This window comes from Acidaminococcus sp. AM05-11 (assembly GCF_003472805.1).
GTDB lineage: Bacteria > Bacillota > Negativicutes > Acidaminococcales > Acidaminococcaceae > Acidaminococcus > Acidaminococcus hominis.
This window is the reverse complement of record NZ_QRMX01000013.1, coordinates 26,842-49,307: the sequence shown is the minus strand read 5'-3', so window position 1 is coordinate 49,307 and position 22,466 is coordinate 26,842. Positions and strand designations below refer to the sequence as shown.

Sequence of the window (22,466 nt, the reverse complement as noted above, 5' to 3'; positions counted from 1 at the left end):
GGGAGACCATGCAAAAAGAATATTTCAACGAACTCCCTCGTCCCACATTCCGCTGGATGAAGGTGAACCACCTGGAACTGGACGCTGAACCGGCTGCAGCCTTAAAGCCGGTGGAACTGTCCACCCGCCAGGAAGGTAAGGCAGAAGTAAAAGCGTACGCCGGAAACCAATTGCCGGACCTGGGAGATTACCAAGGTTCCAGCAAGGAGTCCCTGGCTGAAGCACTGGCAGGGGGCAATGTGAACTGCTCCATTACCGTTCCTGCTGGTGAAAAAGTTTCCGTTTGGCTCCATTATGAAGTGACGGAAGAAAATCCCCGGCTGGTAGGCCAGCTGAAAATCGACGCCCAAAAGGGCAGCGAACTGCACGTCTTCGAATTGTTTGACGGCGATGCTGAAGGCGGCTACGTGAACCTGCTGCAATACATTGAGGCAGAAGAAGATGCCAAGGTGACCATCAGCAAGGTGCAGATCCATGGGGAAGGGGTGCGGCATATTGACCAGCGCCTGAGCCAGGAAAGCACCCGGGCCAAAGTGAAATTCGTCAGCTCCGAAGTGGGCGGCAAGCAGAACCTGATCTACGTGCGCAGCAACCTGGACTATGATGAAGCCGATTTTACCAGTGCTTCCATGTACCTGGGCAGCGACGACCAGCTGTTTGACTACTCCTACTGGGTACCCACCAAGGGCTGCAAGACCAATACGGACATTCTGACCACCGGTGCCCTGATGGGGACTTCCAAGAAGTACTTCCGGGGAACCATCGACTTCCTCCGGGGCGGCAAAAAGGCTGTGGGCAACGAATCCGATGTCTGCCTGCTGCTGAACAAGGGCGTGCACTCCATTTCCGTGCCGCTGCTGCTGTGCAAGGAAGACGATGTGGTTGGCAACCATGCTTCCAGCTCCGGCCAATTGGATAAGGACATGCTGTTCTATCTCATGAGCCGCGGCTTTAACGAAGCCGGTGCCCAATTGATTATCGTAGAATCCAACATCCGGCCGGTTATCGACCAGCTGGGCGATGAAGATCTGGAAAACAAGGCGCTCCAGGCTGTACGGACCAAAATGCAGTTCTGCCACCAGAAAGGAAATTGCAATGATAAATGTACGCAAAGATTTCCCAATCTTGACTAAAATGCATAATGGCCATCAGCTTGTCTATCTGGACAATGCTGCTACCACCCAAAAACCCTATCAGGTGATCCACGCCATGGTGGACCTGCTGGAGCATCACAACGGCAATCCCCACCGGGGCGCCCACGTGCTGAGCATTGAAGCCTCCGAGCTGTACGATAACGCCCGGGAAGCGGTGCGCCGCTTTATCAATGCCAAATCCAGCCGGGAAGTGATCTTCGTTCGGAACTCTACCGAGGCCCTGAACCTGGTGGCTCGGAGCTACGGGGAAACCCACCTGAAGGCAGGGGACAAGATTGTACTCCCCATTTCCGAACACCATTCCAACCTGGTGCCCTGGCAGAGAGTCTGCCGGGTAACCGGCGCCAAGCTGGAATATATGTACCTGGACGACGAGGGCCATTTCACTGACGAAGATCTGGCCAAGATTGACGACAAGACCAAAATCGTGGCCTTTGCCGCCGTCAGCAACGTTCTCGGCATGAAGCGCCCCATTGAAAAGGTCATTCAAAAGGCCCACAGCGTAGGTGCTGTGGTAGTTCTGGACGGTGCCCAGGCTGCACCCCATATGAAATCCGACGTGCAGAAATGGGACTGCGACTTCTACGTCTTCTCCGGCCACAAGATGCTGGGCTCTGCCGGCACCGGCGTGCTGTACGGGAAAGAAGCGCTGCTGAACGATATGGAACCCTTCCTCAGCGGCGGCGACATGATTGAATACGTGCAGGAACAGACCACCACCTTCAACGAACTGCCCTTCAAATTTGAAGCCGGCACGGAAAATGTGGAAGGGGCTGTTGCCCTCCATGCAGCCATTGACTACCTGGAAGACATCGGCTTTGACGCCATTGAACAGCACGAATACGAACTGACCAAGCACTGCCTGGAAGGCATGAAAAAGCTGCCCTTCATCCATCTGATCGGCAGCAGCAATCCGGAAGAAAAGGTAGGGGTCATTGCCTTTACCATCGATGGCGTCCATCCCCACGATGCAGCCACCATTCTGGACAGCTACGGCATTGCCATTCGCAGCGGCCACCACTGTGCACAGCCCCTGGGGGCACATCTGCACTGTGAAGCGTCCAACCGGGTCAGCTTCTACATTTACAATACCATTGAAGAAGTAGATTACTTCCTGTCCAAACTGCCGCTGGTGCGCAAGCAGATGGGCTTCAAGGACTGAGTAGGTGAAACTATGGATAACGAATTGGATATGAATCAGTTGTATTCCGATATTATCTTGGAACACAACCAAAACCAAAGCAATAAGCATGAACTGAATCCCCATACCCTGCAAGAACATGGGCATAACCCCAGCTGCGGCGATGACATTACCCTCCAGGCCGACATTGAAAACGGCATTGTGAAGAACGCCGCCTACACGGGCCATGGCTGTGCCATCAGCCAGGCTTCTGCCGACATGATGATCGACCTGATCAAAGGCAAAAGCGTCAAGGAAGCCCTGCGCCTGATTGACCTGTTCCTGGCCATGATCAAGCGGGAAGAAACCGATGACGACAAGCTGGAGGATTTGGAAGATGCCATTTCTTTGAAGAACATCTCCAATATGCCTGCCAGGGTAAAATGCGCTGTTCTGGCCTGGCATACCCTGAAAGATGCCCTGGAAGAAGGCAAATAAGCGTTTCCAAGCAGTATTGCAGCGCCGCTGCTCCATCTGTACGAGATGGGGCAGGGGTGCTTTTTTTGTAACTGATGAAAAAAATTCACCAGTTTGCCATAAAAGGGTTGCAATTACACACGAGTTCATATATACTAATGAATTGCCAAAAGTAGTTAGTATAGGCTAATCTAAAAAAGCGCAGAAAAGTCCCGCAGAGGAAACAAGGAAACTCTTGCCCAAGGACCTTTTGCTGCGTCCTAAGGAGGAAGCAAGTATGAACAAACAACTGGTAATGGCTCTGGCCATGGCTCTGGGAGTCAGCGCAACGGCTTTTGCCGCCAATCCTTTTTCTGATCTTCCCGCAGGCCATTGGGCTTACGGAGCTGTAGCCAAACTGGCGGCAGCCGGTATTGTGGATGGCTATCCCGACGGCAGCTTCAAGGGCGACCGCACCATGACCCGGTATGAAATGGCCCAGATTGTGGCCAAGGCTCTGGCCAAAGGCGCTATTGGCGCTGACGACAGACTGGTCAGCGAGTTTGCTGATGAACTGGATAATTTGGGAGTTAGAGTCGCTAAACTGGAAAAGAATGCTGATATGGTTCAGATTACTGGGGAAGCCCAAATCAGCTATGCCAACAACAGCGGCGCTGTTTTCAAAGGCGATGACAGCGGTAACTCCGAATCCGACCTGCGTACCCGTATCTGGCTTACCGGCGAAGTCAACGACAACTGGCATTATGTTTCCATGTTGGAAAATCATCAATACTTCGGTGGCAAAAACGAATCCGGGGATGATGACACCGATTTCCAAAGAGCTTTCCTGGAAGGCCGTTTGGGCGGTTTGCAGGTAAAAGCCGGCCGCTACGATGAATTCCTGGCTGACGGCAATATCTACGATTCCCAAGTGGATGGCGTAAGAGCCACCTACAACTTCGGCAAAGCCTACGTAACCGGCGCTTACGGCAAAATGGCCAGCGCCAGCGATTATAGCTGGACCAAGCTGAACGGAGATGAAAACCTGGAAGAAGGCGCCGGCAAATTTGCCTTTGGCGAACTGGGTGGCGATTGGGGCAACCTGCACCTGGCCGGCAGCTATCTGAAAGCCAAGGACGTGCACTCCATGGGCATGGACGGCACCGACGACGAAATCTGGACCGTCGGCGCTGATTACACCGCTGGCAAGGTCAACTTCGGCGGTATGTACCTGAAGGGCAATAACGACGATATTGACAAGGCAAACGCTGATGATGACGGCTTTGTAGCCCACATCACCTACGGCGGGGCAGAAAGCGATACCCCGGGCAGCTGGGGCCTGCTGGCAACCTACTACGACCAGGCAGCTCCTACGGTTATCGCCCATACCATGGACGGCGCTTGGGACGCTTTCCCCACCTACGGATTCAAAGGCTGGAAAGTGGGCGGTAATGTGACCCTGGCCAAGAACCTTGTAGCCGAAGTGGACTACTACGACCTGAAAGGCAAAGGCGGGGACGAAAACGGCAAACACGCCCGCACCCTGTGGTCCCAAATGGTGGTTACCTTCTAATTTTAGGCAGCTTGAACAGCCTGCCGCAACGCGAGACAATTTCTTCGGGAATTGTCTCGTTTTTTATATTTTCTCCTGGGTTTTTCCAACAATTAAAAAGGTTGTAACATATTTCTTGTTTGTTACAAAAGAACTTGCTAAAATAGAAATATAGTAAAGCAATCATTATTCAGTTGGAAAGGGGTGGATTTGTATGGGACTTACAACAAAGATTTTGGCGGGCCTGATTTTGGGCGTGGCGGCTGGCCTGGGACTGGGGCAGAGTGGACTGCCCTTTGCCACCACCTGGATTGCGCCTTTGGGCGCCATCTTTATGAACATGATCAAGATGATCATTGTGCCCCTGGTATTCTCCTCTCTGGTGCTGGGCGTGGCCGGGCTGGGGGACATCAAGAAAATTGGCCGGATTGGGGCCAAGACGGTGATCATGTACCTGGGTACCACGGCCTTTGCCATCTGCCTGGGCATTATGCTGGGGATTATTTTCCAGCCTGGGGCCGGGCTCAGCCTGCCGGGAGAAGGGGTGAAAGCGGCTGCCAAACAGGCACCGCCCCTGATGAAGGTCATCATCGATATTTTTCCCACCAACCCCATTGATGCCATGCTGAAGGCCAATATGCTGCAAATTATCGTCCTGTCGGTATTTACCGGCATCGGCATCGTTTCCGTAGGGGAGCGGGCGGACACCCTTTTAAAGACCCTGGACGGCATTACGGAAGTCTGCTACAAGATTGTCCACTACATCATGCAGCTGGCTCCTATTGGTGTTTTCGGGCTGATCTGCCCGGTGGTGGCGGCCAACGGACCGGACGTGCTGCTGCCTTTGGCCAAGGTGATTGTGGCGGTGTACCTGGGCTGCGCCCTGCACGCAGCAGTGGTGTACGGGGGCCTGATCAAGCTCCTGACCAAACTGCCCCTGGGTACCTTCTTTAGAACCATTCTGCCGGCCCAGCTGGTGGCCTTTACGGGCTGCTCCTCCAACGGGACCCTGCCTGTCAGTATGCAGTGCGCCGAGAATCTGGGAGTAAATCCGGAAATCTCCAGTTTCGTACTGCCGCTGGGGGCTACCATCAACATGGACGGCACGGCCATCTACCAGGGGGTCTGCGCCCTGTTTGTGGCCCAGATCTACGGGGTGGAGCTGACCACCGCCCAGTACGTGACCATTATCATCACCGGGACCTTGGCGTCCATTGGGACGGCAGGGGTGCCCGGGGCCGGCTACATTATGCTGACCATGATCCTGACGGCCATTGGGCTGCCCCTGGAAGGCAGTGCCCTGATTGCCGGTATCGACCGGATTCTGGATATGCCCCGGACTACGGTGAACATTACCGGCGACATTATGGTTTCCTGCTGCGTAGATGCCAGCGAACGGAAACGGGAGCTGGGAGATTTCTAAGGAAAGCCTGGCTTTTGGAAATAGAGCAGAACGAATGCGGGACGGCGCAGGCTGCCCCGCATTTTTTGCGCCGCTTTGCTTTCTGTTTATTTGCCAGGAGGGCGGGGGAGTGGGTATAATAAAAAGGATTGTAAAAGGAGGTTTTATTCATGCATTTTTCCCAACTGCTTTCCCGGGCGGCTGTTTTCACCGGCGCCCTTTGTATTTCTGCCCAGGTGGCCCTGGCGGCTTCCATGCCCGGCACCCCGGCAGCCCTGTGTACCCCTGCGGCCTGGACCACCCAAAGCGGCAATACGGTGCTAGCTTCCCCGGCCCGGATCAAGGCCCTGAACCAGCAAATGGAGAAAACCATTTTTGGTGATACCATTACCGGCCTGGGGGATACCATCTCCGGCAGCCAGCTGACCCAATACGTGAACGCCCTGGGCATGGAAGACGACCTGTACGTCCAGGGAGCTCCTCTTGGCAGCGCTGCGGCCAGCAAGCTGAAAAGCGATGCCAAAGCCAATATCCGCCCCAGCAACAAGGTGCGGTATGGGGTGCTGGTGGACCGGGTGGACCTGAAAACGTTCCCCACCCTGAGTCGGGCTTTTTCCGACCCTTCCGACCGGCATTTTGACAGCTGGCAGGAAACGGCGGTGGACCCTGCTACGCCGGTGCGCATCTACCACACCAATCCCCAGGGCAACTTTATTTTTGTCCGGACCCCCCACTACCGGGGCTGGGTGCCCACCAACAAGGTGGCAGTTACGGACGCCAAAACCTGGCAGACCTACGCCCAGCCGGCGGCTCCTGCCGTGGTAACGGGACGGCTGCTGAGCCTGACGGCGGGGAGCAAGCCCCAGCTGTACCAAATGGGGGCTGTGATTCCCACCCAGGGCGGCAAATTGCTGCTGCCCACCCGGGACGCCAAAGGCTATCTCCAGATTGACCCGGTAAAGGCGTCCTACGGCCCCAATCTCCATCAGGGGTATCTGCCCTATACGGCCAACAATATTGTGACCATGGCCTTTAAACATCTGGGGGCTCCCTACGGCTGGGGCGGCATGGAAAACAGCGTGGACTGCTCCTCCCTGGCCCAGGACGTGTACCGGACCGTGGGCATTGAACTGCCCCGGAATGGGGACGAACAGGCCAGAGCCCTGGGCGGCAGAAATCTCCGGGGGCTGAGCCACGACCAGAAAATGGCCGTCATCGGCAGCGCAGCGCCGGGTTCCATTTTGTTTACCCCCTACCACGTAATGCTGGTGCTGGGGAATTATCAGGGAACGCCCTACATGATCCATTCCCTGGCTTCCTACGGCCAGCCCACCGCCAGCGGGGTGGTGAAAAACCGGGTGATGCAGGTGGTGGTCAGCCAGGTGGACCTGTTGGGCGGCAGCGGCAATCCGCTGGTGAACCAGATGACGGAAATGGCTACCGTCCGGTAAAAGCAATAGAAAAAACGAGGGCAGTTCCTGGGGGAGCTGCCCTTTTTTCCTGTCCAAAACAATGTCACCAATACGCCACTGGAAATTTCACCCAGGAATATCGTATAATATAAGAATACATTGCAAGTTTTTGAAAGGAAAGCTTATGGGGAAATACATCATTCAAAAGCCGGTCACCAGCGAACTGGTGGTGGAAAAATCCCGGTTTTTCTGCCATTTGCAGCGGGTGGAAACCGAGGAGGAAGCCCAGGCCTTTGTGAAACAAATGAAAAAGCAATACTGGGACGCTTCCCATAACTGTTCTGCCTATATTGTAGGCCAGGACGGCCGGGTGGAACGGTCCAGCGATGATGGAGAGCCCAGCGGTACCGCCGGTTCGCCCATGCTGGAGGTGCTGCGGCGCCGGGAGCTGTACGATGTGGCGGCGGTGGTGACCCGGTATTTCGGGGGCATCAAGCTGGGAGCCGGGGGACTGACCCGCACCTACGGGAAGGCCGTGGTCCAGGCGGTGGACGAAGCCGGACTGGCCCAAAGGATTCCCATGGGAGATTATGTGTTTGACTGGTCCATGGAAGATGCCGGGCGGGTGCTGAACCAGCTGTACCGGCAGACCCTGTTTGCGGTGGGCCAAGTGGAATATGACAGCAGCGTGCACATTCATGTGACCCTGCCGGAAGACCAAAAACTGGAAGCCGAAGCCTGGCTGACGGAAAATCTCAGCCGGGAAGTGGAACTGACCCAGGCAGGCAGCTTTTTTGCAGAGCAGCCGGTGGATCTGGACCAGAAGCCAGCCGAGTAGAAGTGTGAAATGGAAGGATAATTATGACACGGAGAAAAATAGGAAAACCAATCAGTTTCAAGAAAACCTGTGCAGTACTGCTGAGCTGTGCCGTGCTGGGCTTTACGACCCCTATTTGGGCCGCGTCCCTGCCGGTAAAAACCATTACCCGGACGGAGAAACAGGTAACGGTGGAATGCCCGGAGGTTTCCGGGGGCAGCAGTGCCGCCGATGAAAAAATCAACAGCGCCCTGAGCAGCCAGGTAGCGTCCTACGTCAGCGAGGCCTCTACCCTGGGCGGGGGCAAGGTGCATTACGATGTGCACAAATCCGACCCGGATCTGATCAGCCTGACGGTGGTCATGACCCCCAACATGGGCGTGGAAGAAACCCAGGGTATGACCTTTGACCGGAAAACCGGGGCCCAGCGGCAGCTCAGCTATTACTACAACCAGCAGCAGCTGGCCAACCGTTCCGAAAACAGCCTCCAGTACCTGTACGACGTGGACCCGGCCAAGCAGAAGACCCTGCCGGATACGTACTATGTGGACCAGGATGGGAGCATTATCGGGGTCTACCATGCCGGTTCCGTGCTGGATAAGAACGAAGGGGAAATCGAAGTGAACCTGTCGGCAGCCCTGCCGGATAATCCTGCGGGCACTCCGTCGGTGACGGCTCCGGTTACCGCAGCTGCCGCCACGGAAAAGACCGTGGAAAAGACGGCCAGCCAGGCTGCGGCTGAAACGGCGGCAACCAAGAAAGCGGCTGAAGAAAAGGCCGCAGCCGAAAAGGCAGCGGCAGAGAAAGCCGCTAAGGAAGCTGCCAAGAAGGCCGCAGCAGAAAAAGCAGCTGCGGAAAAGGCTGCCAAAGAAGCGGCGGCCAAGAAAACGGCTGCGGAAAAAGCTGCAGCAGAAAAGAAAGCGGCCGCCAAGACTACGGTGGCTGCGGCTAAGACCACTGCCAAGGAAACGGCCAAGACCGCTGCCGGTGCAGCCAGAACGGCAGTAAAGGCCGCACCGGCCCTGGATGAAGTGAAACCAGCTCCGGCTGCCCAGACCCCGGCGCCTGCGGCTAAGCCCGCAGCTCAGCCCGCAGCTCCTGCTCCGGCACCGGCTCCTGCGGCTCCGGCTGAACCTGCTTTCCAGGCACCGGTACTTACCGGCAACCAGGGCTACGTCACCGGCACCGATGTACGGTTCCGGGAGGGCGCCAGCCTGGACGCCAACGTACTGGGCTACTTCACCAAGGGTGAAGTGGTGTACATCAAGGGCAAAGCCCAGGGCAGCGGCCTAACCTGGTACCAGGTGGCCCGGGGCGACGGCACCAATGGCTACATTGCTTCTGAATACTGCCAGCCTGCGGAAGGGGCCCAGATTCCGGAGGTTTCTGCCGGAAATACGGGCTCTGCTGCCAGCTCCAGCGCTTCCACCAAGGCCGTGATTACCGGTACCGACGTGCGGATCCGGGGCGGCGCCAGCACTTCTGCAGACATCTTGGGCTACTATACCAAGGGCGAAGAAGTCACCATTATGGAAGTGGGCGACGGAGACGGTATGAAGTGGTACAAGGTGAAACGCTCTGACGGCTCTATTGGCTGGGTAGCGGCCCAGTACTGTCAACAAAACTAGCCAAAGCGGGCTGGCTGTGTTACAATCAGACTATATAGTCTAGCCATAAACCAAAGAGAGGTGACGAGACCACCATGAATAAAGTTGGAAGAATTTTGGCAGCCCTGTGCTGTGCCCTGGGTCTCACGTTCCCCATGGAACGGGTGGACGCAGCGGCTCCTGGAACCATTATTGGCACGGAAGTCCGGATGCGCAGCGGCGCAGGTACCAACACGGATATTCTGGGCTATTTTGAAGACGGCGAAGCGGTGACCGTACTGCAAAGTGATGTACGGGGCGGCCGGAAATGGTACCAGGTTACCCGGAAAAACGGCGTTACCGGCTGGGTTGCCGGGGAATACTGCCGGGTTGCGGATACCGGAACCGTACCTTCTGCCACCTTTGCTGCCGACCGGAAAGGCCGGATTACCGGCACAGAAGTGCGGATGAGAGGGGACCCCAGTGAAAACGGGGACGTCCTGGATTATTTCGAAAAGGATGAAGTGGTCATCATCCTGGATGCCCAGGAAGGCGGCGGCATCAACTGGACCAAGGTCAGACGGGACAACGGCGAAATCGGCTGGGTGGCCTCTGACTATTGCGAAGAAATCTAGCCAAGCACCTTTTGTTATGCTAAAATAAGAGAAATCACAACTAGGAGGTTCCATCACATGAAAAAATTGTGGCAAGTTTTGGCTGCCGTATGCTTCGGTTTTGTACTGTCCTTACCGGTAGGCAAAGCGGATGCGGCAACATTTACCTTTACTCCGGCTAAACCCGCTGCGGAAAATACCGCACAAACGGCGGACAAAGGCCAGGCAGCAGAAGATACCACCCCCAAGGTTCAATCCCTGAAATTGGCCGTGGTACCCTTGATGATCGGTGAAGATGTAGAAGACAACCAGGGCATGAAACCCATTGTATTCAGCAACGAATTGGCCAAACTGTTCCAGTATCCTGCCTACGACATGGTAGACAGCGATGTGGTACGGAAAGTCGCCCTGCAGCAGCAGGACAACCTGTTCACCAAAGCCGGCCTTCAGGCCGTAGCTGAAGCCAGCGGTGCCGATGTGGTTATCGTCATGGCCGTGGACAAATTTGACGTAACGGAACAGTCCTTCCGCCGGGAACCGGTAACGGACCTGGATTTCGAAGGCCGTTTTGCTACCCTGAACAACAAGACAGGCAAGTTCAAGGATGACCATTGGTCCTACACCCAGGAAATGGAATCCGGCGCCATCAGCCCGCGTTCTGATTGGCCTCACAAGGAATTCGGCAAACTGTGCCGGAGAGAACTGAAAAAGGCCTTGAAAAACAACTAAGCGCAGCAAGGGGGCGGTCAGCAATGGCCGCCCTTTTTTACTGAAAGAAAGGTGTTTTAATGGATTGGAATGAACTAAAAACTGTGGGCCATGCCTGCTACAACTGTGTTCACCTGAAAGAGCGGAAGCGCTACTGGGTTTTCCTGCTACGCTGCCTGGGGCACAGCGGAGAAATTACCGCGCTCCAGCACTTCTTCCATAGTGACCCGGTGCGGGAAAAAGTCTTTGCCGGCATGCCCTGTCTGCTGGAACAGGCAACCCGGGCCTTTTTCTATAAGGGGGCCACGTTTACGGAACGGGCGGCGCTCATCCGCCACCATATCCTGGCCCTCCAGCAAATCGGCAAACCGGAACTGTTGACCAAAATCTACACCGACCACGGGAAAATTACCCTGTGGCAGGATACCTTCCAGGAGGAACCCCTGACCCTGGACCTGCTGTTCCACCCAGGCCAGCGGAAGGAAGGCTGCCTGTCCCTGGTGCTCCATTGGGGCGGGGTGGATTTCTACCAGATTATGTTCTGGCTGGGACCGGACCCGGCTGGGGGCAAAACCTGCGCCTTTGTAGGGGCCCTTCAGGGCACCAGCCTGGGCAACGATGCGGTCAAGGCCATGACCAAGAAGTACTTTGGCTACCGGACCAAGAACCTGATTTTCTATGGGCTGCGGACCCTGGCCAAGCTGTGGCACTGCCAGGAAATCTACGCCGTGACCAACCAGGGCTACTACGCCATGAACCACGTGCGCATGGACCGGAAGCTGAAAACCAACTTTGGGGACTTCTGGGCAGAGTGCGGCGGCAGCCCCAGCGGCGATCGCCGGTTCTACCGGATTCCCCTGGAGGAAGTGCGCCGGGATCTGTCGGAGCTGAAGCCCTCCAAGCGGGCCAACCACCGGCGGCGTTATGAAATGCTGGACGCCATGGAAGTGACGATGGCGGAGCAGCTAAAGCCCTGGCTGGCGCCCCAGACTATCGAAAAGCTCTGATTTATGGTAAAATAAAGTGTATTGCAGAAGTACTATTACCCCACGGAGGTGTCTGGATTGAAAAAAGTAATCAGTCTTGTTGTAACGGCACTCCTTTGCCTGACCTGCCTGGCCCCGGCTATGGCCGCAGATCTTGAGACCGCGAACACCGTCTCGGGCAAACTGGAGCAAGTGGAAACCTTTATGGACGGAGCGGAACAAACCGGCTCTTTGGTTTCCCGTGTGGATAAATTGGAAAAGGAACTGTACGGTCAGGAAACCAGCGGTTCCGTCATGAGCCGGGTGGACCGGCTGTACAACCGGGTGGAAGGGGACCCCAACAATGGGCAGCTTTCCCTGGCCGCCGTACTGAACGTCATTGAATGGCAGTTCTCTGACCGGATGGGCACGGAAGGTGCCATCAACCGGATTGGCAATCTGGAAACCAGTATTTTTGGCACCCAGTACCCCCAGGATACGGTGCTTAGCCGGGTAGCCCGCCTGACCAAGGCCGCTTTCCCCTCTGGAAGCCTGACTTCCAGCCCTGTGGTACTGCCCAAGGATTCCCTGATTAAAGTGAAATTCATGAGCGACATCAGCAGCAAAACGGCCCAGGCCGGCGATGCTGTGGACTTTGTGGTGGACGACAACGTGTACGTGGGCGAAGCCCTGGTATTGCCCAAAGGCGCCAAAGGTGTGGGCAAAATCCAAAAAGTGGTGCAGCCCCGGATTTTTGGCCGGGATGCCCGGATTGACCTGGACTTCTCCCATGTGGTAGCCGTTAACGGGGAAGCCGTTCCCGTTACGGTCGGTGATCTGGCCAAACAGCAGGCCAAAACCGCAGCCGGTGCAGCCGGTGCTTCTATTGGAGGCATGGTCCTCTTTGGACCGGTGGGCATTGTAGGCGGCGCTTTTGTGAAGGGTTCCTCCGTGACCATTCCTGCGGGTTCCAATACCTACGTCCAGGTAGAACAGGACACCACCATTAATGGCGTGATTTTGGCCGGCAATACGGCCAGTGGCCAGCAGCTGACCACCGCTGCGGAAAATCCGGAAGCTACCAGCACCCTGGTAAAACCGGGTACGGCTGCCCAGCCGGCTGCTAAGGCAGAAGCCCAAACGGAACCGGCTGCTGAACCAGCCGCTGAACCAGCCGCAGAACCGGCTGCAGAACCCGCTGCTGAAACCCAGCCTGCTGCTACGGCCCCGGCTGCCAGCACCACTACTGCGGCAACAGCCCAGACTCCGGCTCAAACTCCGGCTCCTAGCCAGGATGCTTCCCTGGATGAACCCATGGAAGATGTTCAAATCGGTTCCGTAAATACCAGCGGCACCGGCGACAAGGCCGACGCTGAAACGGAAGCCGCTTTGGCTGCTGCCCGGAAGCAGGAAGCTGCCAGCCAAACCGGCACTGACACGGACGACGGCAGTGCCTATACCCCGGCAACCCTGTAAGGCACTTTGTACAAGGCATTTGGTAAAGGTCTTTCTCTTTCCATAAAGTAGGAAAGAGAAAGACCTTTTTGTGTTATAATATAAGGGAATATGACTTTTTTCCGGTCCGGGGAGGACTGGGAAAAGTGGGCATAAAGCAGTACAGAAATCTACAATCCGGCGGAGGTACCTAACTTATGAAGAAAAAGGCATTGGCCTTAGGCATTACAATGGCATTGGCACTGCCCGGTATGGCATCGGCAGCCATTATGGATTATGGCTACGACGGGGGCAAGCTCAGTTCCAAGGACGGCCCCGGCTACCAGCCCCAGCAGACCATCGATGACGTTCAGGCAAGCGCCGCAGTGCAGGAACGTTCCCGCCGCCTGCAGGATCAGCCGGATGCCCAGACGGAAAAAGTAACCCTGGCAGGCCAGGAAACCGTAACGGAGCAAAAGGAACGGGAAGAACGGGGCGAAAAGGTGGCCAGCGAATCCACCCTGCCCATTACCATCTACGGGGATCAGGTGACCTACAACTCCGAAAGCGGGGATTTTAAGGCCACCGGCAACGTGCGCCTGTATCAGGGCAACCAGAAACTGTATACCACGGAAGCCACCGGCAACTCCAAAACCGGGGATGTGTACCTCTTGACCGGGGGCCGCATTGTGAACTCCAGCGGGGGCAGCACCAGCGTCACCAACGGCAAATGGGGCCACTACAACTTCCTGGACAAAACCGGTACCATCAAGGATATTTCCGGCACCAACGGCAAGGATATCTACCGGGCCAACATCGGGGAAGTGTACCCGGACCGGGTGGAACTTACCGATGGCGGGGAAACCACCCGCTGCCCGGCAGTCAAGCACCCGCCCTGCGTAGATGTAAAGGCCGAAAAGGTCATCATCTACCCCAAGGACAAGATTATTGCCTATAACGTAAAGGTGTATATCAAAGGCGTCCATGTGTATTCCCGGGACCGCTGGATCAACCGCTTTGGCGATGATGACCAGGGCCAGAGCCTGATTCCCCATATCGGCTACACCAAGGACCATGGCACGGAAATCCGCTACAATTTCAACGTTCCCCTCAGCGACAAGAACGTGGCCACCGCTGAACTGAAGTACTACTCCAAGATTGGCTGGCGGCCCCTGTACTACGACGTTCAGGACGAACGGAACTTCTACGTGCGCATCCAGGACGGCCATACGGAAGACTCGGACAACAACTGGATCCGAAAGAAACGGGACGTCTTGATTGGCTACAAGAGCCATAAATTCAACGACAAATGGCCGCTGAACTATTCCGCCTACTATAGCCATGGCCTGTGGAAGGACAACTGGAAGGAAAGCTGGCATACGGAATACGGGGTGTTCCTGACCCACGATCCCATCTACCTGACCCATGAAGCTAATCCCCTGTCCCTGAACCTGGGCATGGGCCACAAGTGGGTCAAAGAAAGCATCAACGACGAAACCAAAAAGACCATGCTGTATTCTGCCACCCTGGGCAAGAGCTTTAGCGGCGGCTGGAACACCTGGCTGGGCTACTACTATCAGAAGGAACACAGCTCCGTCTTCGCCTACAACGACCCGGATATGGCCAAGGAACTCCAGTGGGGCATCATCAAGCAGTTGGGGCCCAACGACCGGCTGACCTGGCTGCTCCGCTACGATGAAGGCAAGAGCCAGATTTACGAATACATCTACCGGTGGAGCCACGATTTCTGCTGCTTCCGGCTGGAACTGGAATACCGGGATAAGAAATACAATAATGACAATGAATGGAGTGTGAAATATGACCTCTTCCGTTGGTAATGCACAAGAACTGATCAGTGCCCGCTTCCTGGAACATGAGAAACTGGTCCATAAGGTCATGGGCAGCAAGCGCCTGCTCCGGAACCTGGAAGACGCAGCCGGGATGGTTTCTATGGCCCTGGCTGCCGGCGGCAAAGTGATGTTCTGCGGCAACGGCGGTTCGGCTGCGGATGCCCAGCATTGGGCTGCGGAAATTGTGGGCCGCTTCCAAAAGGAACGGCCGGGGATGGCCGCCCTGGCGCTCACTACGGATACGTCCATTTTGACGGCGGTGGGCAACGATTACGGCTACGACAAGATTTTTTCCCGGCAGGTAGAAGGCCTGGGCCGGGAAGGGGACGTGCTGGTGGGAATTTCCACCTCCGGCAACAGCAAGAATGTGCTGGAGGCCATTGCCAAGGCCCGGGAAAAGCACATGAAGGTCATTGGCTTTACCTGCAAGGACGGGGGCAAGATGGCGGAGCTCTGCGACGTGCTCCTGAATGTGCCTGCGGAAAACACCGCCCGGGGCCAGGAAATCCATGAAATCATGGGCCATATTCTCTGTGAGCTGGTGGAAAGTTATGCGTAATACCCAAAGCACCCAATTTTTGACTGAAGATATCCAGAAACTGAAAATCGCCGTTTTGGGCGATGTGATGCTGGACCAATATATTTATGGAGAAGTGAAGCGCATTTCCCCGGAAGCGCCCGTGCCCGTGAACCGGGTGCGGAAAATGGAAGCCGTTTTGGGGGGCGCCGGCAACGTGGCCGCCAACCTGGCGGGCCTGGGGGTCCAGGTCTATATGGCCGGGGTCACCGGCGCCGACAGCCACCGGAAAGAGCTGGAGAAGAAGCTGGCTCAGGCGGGCATCGACTACGGCGGGCTTTTGCCCATGCCGGAACGGAAAACTATTACCAAACTGCGGATCATCGGAGCCCGGCAGCAGATGCTGCGGCTGGACTTTGAGGAGCCCGGAGACCTGGTGCCGGAAGAGGAGCGGCTGCTGCTGGAATGGCTGACCCAGAAGCTCCAGGAAGGCCTGAACGGGGTGATTCTCTCCGACTACGCCAAGGGCGTGTGCTCCGACCATTTCTGCCGCCAGGTCATCGATACGGCCCATGTGTTCCAGGTGCCCGTGCTGGTGGACCCCAAAGGCTCCGACTGGCATAAGTACACCGGCTGCGACTTCATTACCCCCAACGTAAAGGAAATGTGCGAAGCTGCCGGGGAAGTGGTGCCCAACGAAACAGAACCCCTGGTCCGGCTGGCCGCCAAGGCCCGGGACCAGTTCCAAATCAGCAATGTGGTGGTGACCCGCTCGGAAAAGGGCGTGTCCCTGATCAATAAAAACGAAGTGATTACCGAAGCCGCTACGGCCCGGGACGTGTTTGATGTGTCTGGGGCCGGGGATACGGTGGCGGCGGTGCTGCTGGCTGCAGCGGCGGGTAAGCTGCCTCTGGCAGAAGCCCTGAACCTGTCCAACAAGGCAGCCGGCATTGTGGTATCCAAGGTGGGCACCTATCCGGTGCACCGGGAAGAGCTGCTGAAGGAAGTCCTTGCCTGTGAAGAACGGGAAGGCCAGGATTACCGGCCGTTAAGCTGGGACGAAATCGAAAGCCTGGCCCGGACCTGGAAGACCGCCGGGGAAACCGTGGTCTTTACCAACGGGTGCTTTGATATCCTCCATGCAGGTCATGTCCAGTACCTGGAGCAGGCCGCTCAGCTGGGCCGTCACCTGATTGTAGGGGTGAACACCGACGACTCGGTGAAGCGGCTCAAGGGAGAAACCCGGCCTCTCAACAAGGAAAATGACCGGGCTCGGCTTCTGGCAGCCCTTGCCTGCGTGGATGCCGTAGTATTTTTCAGCGAAGATACGCCTACCAACTTGATTGCCCGGATTCGGCCGGACATTCTGGTCAAAGGCGGCGACTATACACCGGAACAGGTGGCCGGGCGGGAATACGCCGGCCAGGTCCGGATCCTTCCCTTTAAGGAAGGCTATTCCACCACGGGGGTAATTGCCAAGATTGCCGCCCTGGTGAAGGAGGGTAAAATATGATTATTGTGACCGGCGGTGCCGGCTTTATCGGCAGCAACATTGTAAAAGGCTTGAACGACCTGGGCCGGGACGACATCTTGGTGGTGGACAACCTGACCAACATGGTGAAGTTCAAGAACATCCAGGGCCTGAAGGTCATGGATTATCTGGACAAAATCGATTTCCTGCAAAAAATCAAAGCAGGGGAATTCAACCATACGCCCATTGACGTGATTTTCCATGAAGGGGCCTGCTCCGATACCATGGAATATAACGGCAAATACATGATGGAAAACAACTTTGAGTACACCAAGACCCTGATGCACTTTGCCCTGGACCGGAAAATCCAGTTCCTGTACGCTTCTTCCGCTTCCACCTACGGCAGCGGCAAAAACGGGTTCCGGGAGGAACCGGCCTGCGAAGAAGCCCTGAACGTGTATGCCTTCTCCAAGCTGTTCTTCGACAACTATGCCCGTCGCTACTTTGACAAGGCGGACAGCCAGATTGCCGGCTTCCGTTATTTCAACGTGTACGGACCTCAGGAAAACCACAAGGGCAAGATGGCTTCCCTGGTACGCCAAATGTTCCTGGAATGGAAGCAGGACCACAAGGTGAAGCTGTTTGGCAGCTACGACGGCTACGGCCCCGGTGAGCAGACCCGGGACTTTGTGTACGTAAAAGACGTGGTGAAGGTGCTATTCTATTTCTGGCAGCATCCGGAACTGAAGGGCGTGTACAACCTGGGTACGGGCCATGCCCATACCTTTAACGATATGGCCCATGCCGTACTGGAATTCTTCGGCAGCGGCGAGCTGGAATACATTCCGTTCCCCGAAGGCCTGAAGGGCAAATACCAGAGCTACACCCAGGCCGACGACACCCGCCTTTTGGCGGCCGGCTACGATGGCGGCTTTACGGACTTCAACACTGCCGTAAAGGAATACTGCCAGCTGCTGGAAGAATCGGATGGGTATTATAAGGCATGAGTACGGAACTGGAAAAAGCAGTGTTCTTTGACCGGGACGGAGTCCTGGACGTGGACAAGGGCTATATCTACCGGCCGGAAGAGCTGGAATGGGTGGAGGGGGCACGGGAAGCCGTGGCCTTGCTCCGCAGCCTGGGGTACGCCATCTACGTGGTGACCAACCAAAGCGGCATTGCCCGGGGCTTTTATACCAAGGAGCAGATGGACCAGTTCCATGCCCATATGAACGCGGAACTGGCCAAGGCCGGTGGGAAAATCGACGGCTTCTACCACTGTCCCCATCATCCCACCAAAGGGGTGATTCCGGAGCTGACCGTGGCCTGCGGCTGTAGGAAGCCCGAACCGGGTATGCTGCTCCAGGCCATGGAAGAGCATCCCATTGACCGGCACGCCTCCTTTTTGATCGGGGACAAGGCCTCCGATGTGGAAGCGGCCCTGGCGGCGGGAGTGCCCGGCTACCGGTTTACCGGGAAAAATCTGCTGACCTTTGTCCGGCTGGTGCTGCGCAGACAGAAGGTGCACTGTGACTGTTAAAGACTATAAAAATATTTTGATCATCAAAATGAGCTCCCTGGGGGACGTAATCCATGCCCTGCCCTTTGCGGCGGCCCTGCGGTCTGCGTACCCCGAGGCCAAGATTACCTGGCTGGTCCACCCCCAGTTCGGAGCCTTTATCCCAGAACCGCCTGTCATTGACGAGATTCTCTACTTTGACAAGGCGGCTTTTGGCCGTATGAGCTGGCACGCCAAATGGCAGTGCCTGAAGGAAACCCGGGCCATGCTCCAGGCCAGGCATTTTGACCTGGTGATTGACCTTCAGGGCCTGTTTAAAAGCGCCGTGATGGCATACCTGACCGGGGCCCCGGAAAAAATCGGCTACTGCGAAATGCGCGAAGGCAGCGGCCTGGTGTCCCGGGCCATTACCGGGCCCCATGCCCACGACCACGTGATTGAGCGGTACCTGGACGTAGCCCGGTACCTGGGAGCCAAGGTGGACCAGGTCCGCTATCCCATGCCGGAACTCAAGGAAGAATGCCTGCTGATGCGGAACCGGCTGATCCGGGCCGGTGTCCGGGCGGAAACCCAGCTGCCCTATGTGGTGCTGGTGCCTGGTGCCCGCTGGGTCACCAAACGCTGGCCGGCGGAATCCTACGGGAAGCTGGCCCAGCTGTTTATGGACCACGGCTATTGGGTGGTGCTGGCCGGCGGCCAGGGAGATGCAGCCCTGGGAGAACGGATCCAGGAAGAAACCCGCTATAACCCCAAGGTCATCAATCTGATTGGCAGTACGGGCCTTCGGGAGCTGGGAGCCCTGATCAAGGGCGCCCTGTTCTACATGAGCGGGGATACGGGGCCTCTGCACATTGCTGCCGCCTACGGAAAAAAACTGGTGGCAGTCTACGGACCTACCCGGCCGGACCGGACGGGCCCCTATGGGGACCCGGACGCCACAGTGCTGGTCAGCCCGGTTTCCTGTGCCGGCTGCCTGAAAAAGCAGTGCAATCATTGGGAATGCATGGCGGCCGTTACGCCGGAGCAGGTGTATGCCCTGTTTGAAGACAAGCTGAAGGGAGGAGACCATGGAACTCGCCAATAAAAAAATTATCGTGACCTTCCTGATGCACCTGGGAGACCTGGTGCTGACCACGCCCTTCCTCCATGCCCTGCGGCAGGCCGCTCCCGGAGCGGAAATCACCTACCTGGTGGACCAGAAGCTGCGGGAAGTGGTGGACCATAACCCCAATATCGACCAGGTCTGGACCATCGACAAAAAAGGGAAGGACGACCATTTGTCCGCCCTGTGGGCCATGAGCAGAAAAATCTCGGCCGCCCACTTCGATATCCTGATCAACCTGCACCCCAACGAGCGGTGCTCCTTTATTGATGCCATGGCGTCGGTGCCGGTGAAGGTGGGGGCCTCCCACTTTTTGTTCCGGCCCTTCTTTCACCCCTATCTGAAGCTGAACCGGACCCTCCACGCCGCAGATATGTATCTGGACGTGCTGACCCGGCTGGGGGTGAAACCCCTGGTCCATAACGGCCTGGAAGTCTTCCCCGGTCCGGAGCAGCAGGCCAGGGCGGCAGAGTTTTGGGACCAGCAGGACCTGAAGCCGAAAGAAAAGGTAGTGGGCTTTAACATCGGCAGCGCCGTGGTCACCAAACGCTGGGCACCGGAACGGTTTGCCCAGGTGGCGGATACCCTGGCCCAGGAAGGGTACCGGACGGTATTCTTCGGCGGCCCCATGGACGAAACCATGGTCCAGGAAGCCATTTCCTTTATGCACAGCCGCCCCATGGTGGCGACGGGGAAATTCTCCCTGGGAGCCCTGGCCGCAGCTATGAGCCGGTGCAGCCTGATCATCACCAACGACAGCGGCCCCATGCACGTGGCCATCAGCCAAAAGGTGCCCATTGTGGCCATGTACGGCCCCAGCCACCCGGAACTGTACGGCCCCTATACGGATAAGGCCACCATCGTCCGGGCCATCCCGCCCTGCGACGGGTGCCGGAACGGCATGAAACACCACTGCGACGATATGCGCTGTATGCGGGATTTGACCGTGCAGCAGGTGCTCCAGGCGGCCCATCACTGGCTGGACGAAAAAAAATAGGGAAAAAACCAAAAAAGTTGAAAAAAGTACTTGCAAAATCCTTTGAAATCGTGTAAGATATCAAAGTAATCGGTTGAGACAACCGGTTGCAGGACGTGGTCCGCTAGCTCAGCTGGTAGAGCACCTGACTCTTAATCAGGGTGTCCAGAGTTCGATCCTCTGGCGGATCACCACTTTTTTTTGGCCGGATGGTCAAGCGGTTAAGACACCGCCCTTTCACGGCGGTATCGGGGGTTCGATTCCCCCTCCGGTCACCATCACGGGCGATTAGCTCAGCTGGGAGAGCGTCTGCCTTACAAGCAGAATGTCGGCAGTTCGATCCTGTCATCGCCCACCACAAAAGAAGACGATATACGCGCAACGCTGTATCGTCTTTTTTATTTACCTAAAAAAGTATTTAATAAATTTACAAGAAATATCCTAAGGACATGGAAATTTTCCATGTCCTTTTTGACGTTCTGGTGTGCCCTTAAAAGGCGTTTGAACGGTCGCAGCTGGACCCTAAGTAATTTGTACTAACGGAGGTAAAAGAAGCCGCTAGAAGGAAATGTGGGGCTGCTGCAGCACTCCTTTCTGGCGGCTGTATAGAGACAGAAAGATTTAGGATTCTGGTGCTGAGAGGCTAATGGACAAAAAAGGGGCAGAGTCATTTTCAATCTATACCGTTTGAAGCTAAGCAAATCCCAGCAGCTGAAACATTAAGTAAAAATGCAGGAAAACTGATGGGGAAATAGTATATGCTTTATGATAAGATAATAATATTAATAAATCACTTGGCTGCTAGTGTAAATAAGCACCTGTGGATTAGATTCTGCAAAGTGAAGAAAAGATTGCTTTTATAAGGGGAATACAACACCCCATCAAACCAACAAAATGCATCTAGCTAGGACCAATGTAGAAGTACTGAGCTGATTTGTATTGCAAAACTTGGATCACCCTGACGTAATAGACAAAATTTTGGTTTTCTTTTAATGTTAAGCAGATGTAATTTAAGAGGGAGTATTTTTCTACATAGTCTATGCTACAATAGATTTAAACTTAGAACTGGAAAGAACAAAGAAAATCTACATGTAATCCTTAGGGTTTGTATCGGCTAGATGGCTATATTTCTGCCAACCTGGCACAAAAATCTACCGGTTTTTCGGAAGCCGACTTAAAGCTGCTTTGGGACGCTTTGGTCAATTTGTTTGAAAATGACCATTCTGCTGCCAGAGGCAATATGGCTGTGCAGAAATTGTATGTATTCAAGCATGATTCTGTGATGGGTAATGTACAAGCCTATAAACTGTTTAACTGTGTGCAGGTAGAAAAGAAGGATGCCCAGAAAGTTGCACGCGCGTTTGAAGATTATGCTGTAATAGTAGATACCGCAGCTTGGCCGGCAGGGGTACACTGTACGGAAATGGTTGAGCAAGAAAAAGTAAAAGCATAAATCGACACATCACCATACGTGATAAAATGGCATATAATAAAAATAGATATCTCTTATTGTCAGGAATTCGGCACTTTGCATTTTGCAGGCGACAATGGGCACTTATCCATATTGGAATTAAGGCTGGATATAATCCAGTTGGAAAATTAATCCGGTTATGCGAACCAAAAGCTCCCATAAGTTTTAATAATGATTTTGCGTGCTCCAAAGGACTTGCTTTATGAGATTCGCAAAATTGTAGGTTGAATCCCGCAGGGATTCAGTGTTTTTTTGTTTGACAGTCGCTCCCCGCAAGGGGAGCGTGGATTGAAATACTATCTGCATGATGTGGCAGACCAAATAAAGGGGTCGCTCCCCG

20 protein-coding genes, 3 tRNA genes, 1 pseudogene and 1 CRISPR repeat array (1 of these 25 running past the window's edge) are annotated in these 22,466 nt (G+C 55.5%); all 24 genes and pseudogenes read left to right on the top strand.

The window, feature by feature from the left end:
• The first annotated feature begins 8 nt into the window (after positions 1-8).
• The gene (locus DW089_RS07690; RefSeq protein ID WP_105327021.1) at positions 9-1,133 is read left to right on the top strand and encodes a SufD family Fe-S cluster assembly protein; all 1,125 of its coding nucleotides are present in this window, start codon (positions 9-11) and stop codon (positions 1,131-1,133) included.
• A complete protein-coding gene (locus DW089_RS07685) occupies positions 1,096-2,316 on the top strand; it encodes an aminotransferase class V-fold PLP-dependent enzyme (protein ID WP_105327022.1) in 1,221 nt (406 codons plus the stop codon). Before DW089_RS07690 ends, DW089_RS07685 begins: the two co-directional genes overlap by 38 nt.
• A 24-nt stretch (positions 2,317-2,340) precedes the next feature.
• Positions 2,341-2,772, top strand: a complete 432-nt coding sequence (gene sufU / locus DW089_RS07680; protein ID WP_370450906.1) for a Fe-S cluster assembly sulfur transfer protein SufU — start codon at positions 2,341-2,343, stop codon at positions 2,770-2,772.
• Positions 2,773-3,028: 256 nt separating this feature from the next.
• Positions 3,029-4,303, top strand: coding sequence for an S-layer homology domain-containing protein (locus tag DW089_RS07675; RefSeq protein ID WP_118287031.1), 1,275 nt, complete (start codon positions 3,029-3,031; stop codon positions 4,301-4,303).
• A gap of 193 nt (positions 4,304-4,496) precedes the next feature.
• Positions 4,497-5,705 (top strand): dicarboxylate/amino acid:cation symporter, encoded by a 1,209-nt coding sequence (locus tag DW089_RS07670; RefSeq protein WP_105327025.1) that lies wholly within the window; start codon positions 4,497-4,499, stop codon positions 5,703-5,705.
• Positions 5,706-5,854: 149 nt separating this feature from the next.
• Positions 5,855-7,135: an SH3 domain-containing protein gene (locus tag DW089_RS07665; RefSeq protein ID WP_118287030.1), complete on the top strand. Its 1,281-nt coding sequence runs from the start codon at positions 5,855-5,857 to the stop codon at positions 7,133-7,135.
• Between the two features lie 145 nt (positions 7,136-7,280).
• Positions 7,281-7,934: a YigZ family protein gene (locus DW089_RS07660; RefSeq protein WP_105327027.1), complete on the top strand. Its 654-nt coding sequence runs from the start codon at positions 7,281-7,283 to the stop codon at positions 7,932-7,934.
• A 23-nt stretch (positions 7,935-7,957) separates the two neighbouring features.
• On the top strand, positions 7,958-9,541 hold the full coding sequence (locus DW089_RS07655; RefSeq protein WP_105327028.1) for an SH3 domain-containing protein: 1,584 nt from the start codon (positions 7,958-7,960) through the stop codon (positions 9,539-9,541).
• A gap of 74 nt (positions 9,542-9,615) precedes the next feature.
• Positions 9,616-10,134: an SH3 domain-containing protein gene (locus tag DW089_RS07650; RefSeq protein WP_105327029.1), complete on the top strand. Its 519-nt coding sequence runs from the start codon at positions 9,616-9,618 to the stop codon at positions 10,132-10,134.
• 57 nt (positions 10,135-10,191) lie between these two features.
• Positions 10,192-10,842 (top strand): hypothetical protein, encoded by a 651-nt coding sequence (locus DW089_RS07645; protein ID WP_105327030.1) that lies wholly within the window; start codon positions 10,192-10,194, stop codon positions 10,840-10,842.
• 59 nt (positions 10,843-10,901) lie between these two features.
• Positions 10,902-11,828, top strand: a complete 927-nt coding sequence (locus tag DW089_RS07640) for a VirK/YbjX family protein (RefSeq protein ID WP_105327031.1) — start codon at positions 10,902-10,904, stop codon at positions 11,826-11,828.
• 48 nt (positions 11,829-11,876) lie between these two features.
• Positions 11,877-13,262: a hypothetical protein gene (locus DW089_RS07635; protein ID WP_231086396.1), complete on the top strand. Its 1,386-nt coding sequence runs from the start codon at positions 11,877-11,879 to the stop codon at positions 13,260-13,262.
• A 176-nt stretch (positions 13,263-13,438) separates the two neighbouring features.
• Positions 13,439-15,058, top strand: a complete 1,620-nt coding sequence (locus DW089_RS07630) for an organic solvent tolerance protein OstA (RefSeq protein WP_105327033.1) — start codon at positions 13,439-13,441, stop codon at positions 15,056-15,058.
• Complete coding sequence (gmhA, locus tag DW089_RS07625; RefSeq protein ID WP_105327034.1) at positions 15,039-15,629, top strand: D-sedoheptulose 7-phosphate isomerase; 591 nt, start codon at positions 15,039-15,041, stop codon at positions 15,627-15,629. The genes DW089_RS07630 and gmhA overlap by 20 nt, the downstream gene beginning before the upstream one ends.
• The gene (gene rfaE1, locus DW089_RS07620; protein ID WP_105327035.1) at positions 15,622-17,100 is read left to right on the top strand and encodes a D-glycero-beta-D-manno-heptose-7-phosphate kinase; all 1,479 of its coding nucleotides are present in this window, start codon (positions 15,622-15,624) and stop codon (positions 17,098-17,100) included. The genes gmhA and rfaE1 overlap by 8 nt, the downstream gene beginning before the upstream one ends.
• Positions 17,097-18,065: an ADP-glyceromanno-heptose 6-epimerase gene (rfaD, locus tag DW089_RS07615; RefSeq protein WP_105327036.1), complete on the top strand. Its 969-nt coding sequence runs from the start codon at positions 17,097-17,099 to the stop codon at positions 18,063-18,065. The genes rfaE1 and rfaD overlap by 4 nt, the downstream gene beginning before the upstream one ends.
• Positions 18,062-18,598, top strand: coding sequence for a D-glycero-beta-D-manno-heptose 1,7-bisphosphate 7-phosphatase (locus DW089_RS07610; RefSeq protein ID WP_105327037.1), 537 nt, complete (start codon positions 18,062-18,064; stop codon positions 18,596-18,598). Before rfaD ends, DW089_RS07610 begins: the two co-directional genes overlap by 4 nt.
• Positions 18,588-19,661 carry a lipopolysaccharide heptosyltransferase II gene (waaF, locus tag DW089_RS07605; protein WP_231086394.1) on the top strand — a complete coding sequence of 358 codons (1,074 nt, stop codon included), beginning with the start codon at positions 18,588-18,590 and terminating at the stop codon, positions 19,659-19,661. The genes DW089_RS07610 and waaF overlap by 11 nt, the downstream gene beginning before the upstream one ends.
• On the top strand, positions 19,645-20,676 hold the full coding sequence (locus DW089_RS07600) for a glycosyltransferase family 9 protein (protein WP_105327038.1): 1,032 nt from the start codon (positions 19,645-19,647) through the stop codon (positions 20,674-20,676). The genes waaF and DW089_RS07600 overlap by 17 nt, the downstream gene beginning before the upstream one ends.
• A 97-nt stretch (positions 20,677-20,773) precedes the next feature.
• Positions 20,774-20,849, top strand: a tRNA-Lys gene (locus tag DW089_RS07595).
• Positions 20,850-20,858: 9 nt separating this feature from the next.
• Positions 20,859-20,933 (top strand) — tRNA-Glu (locus DW089_RS07590).
• A 4-nt stretch (positions 20,934-20,937) separates the two neighbouring features.
• Positions 20,938-21,013 (top strand) — tRNA-Val (locus DW089_RS07585).
• Positions 21,014-21,760: 747 nt separating this feature from the next.
• On the top strand, positions 21,761-22,108 hold the full coding sequence (locus DW089_RS07580) for a type I CRISPR-associated protein Cas7 (protein WP_105327039.1): 348 nt from the start codon (positions 21,761-21,763) through the stop codon (positions 22,106-22,108).
• A 26-nt stretch (positions 22,109-22,134) separates the two neighbouring features.
• Positions 22,135-22,221: pseudogene (locus DW089_RS11810) on the top strand (CRISPR-associated protein Cas4); the annotation flags it as partial.
• A 167-nt stretch (positions 22,222-22,388) separates the two neighbouring features.
• A CRISPR array of direct repeats spans positions 22,389-22,466; the repeat unit is 33 nt; unit sequence GTCGCTCCCCGCAAGGGGAGCGTGGATTGAAAT (it continues 6,783 nt past the right edge of the window).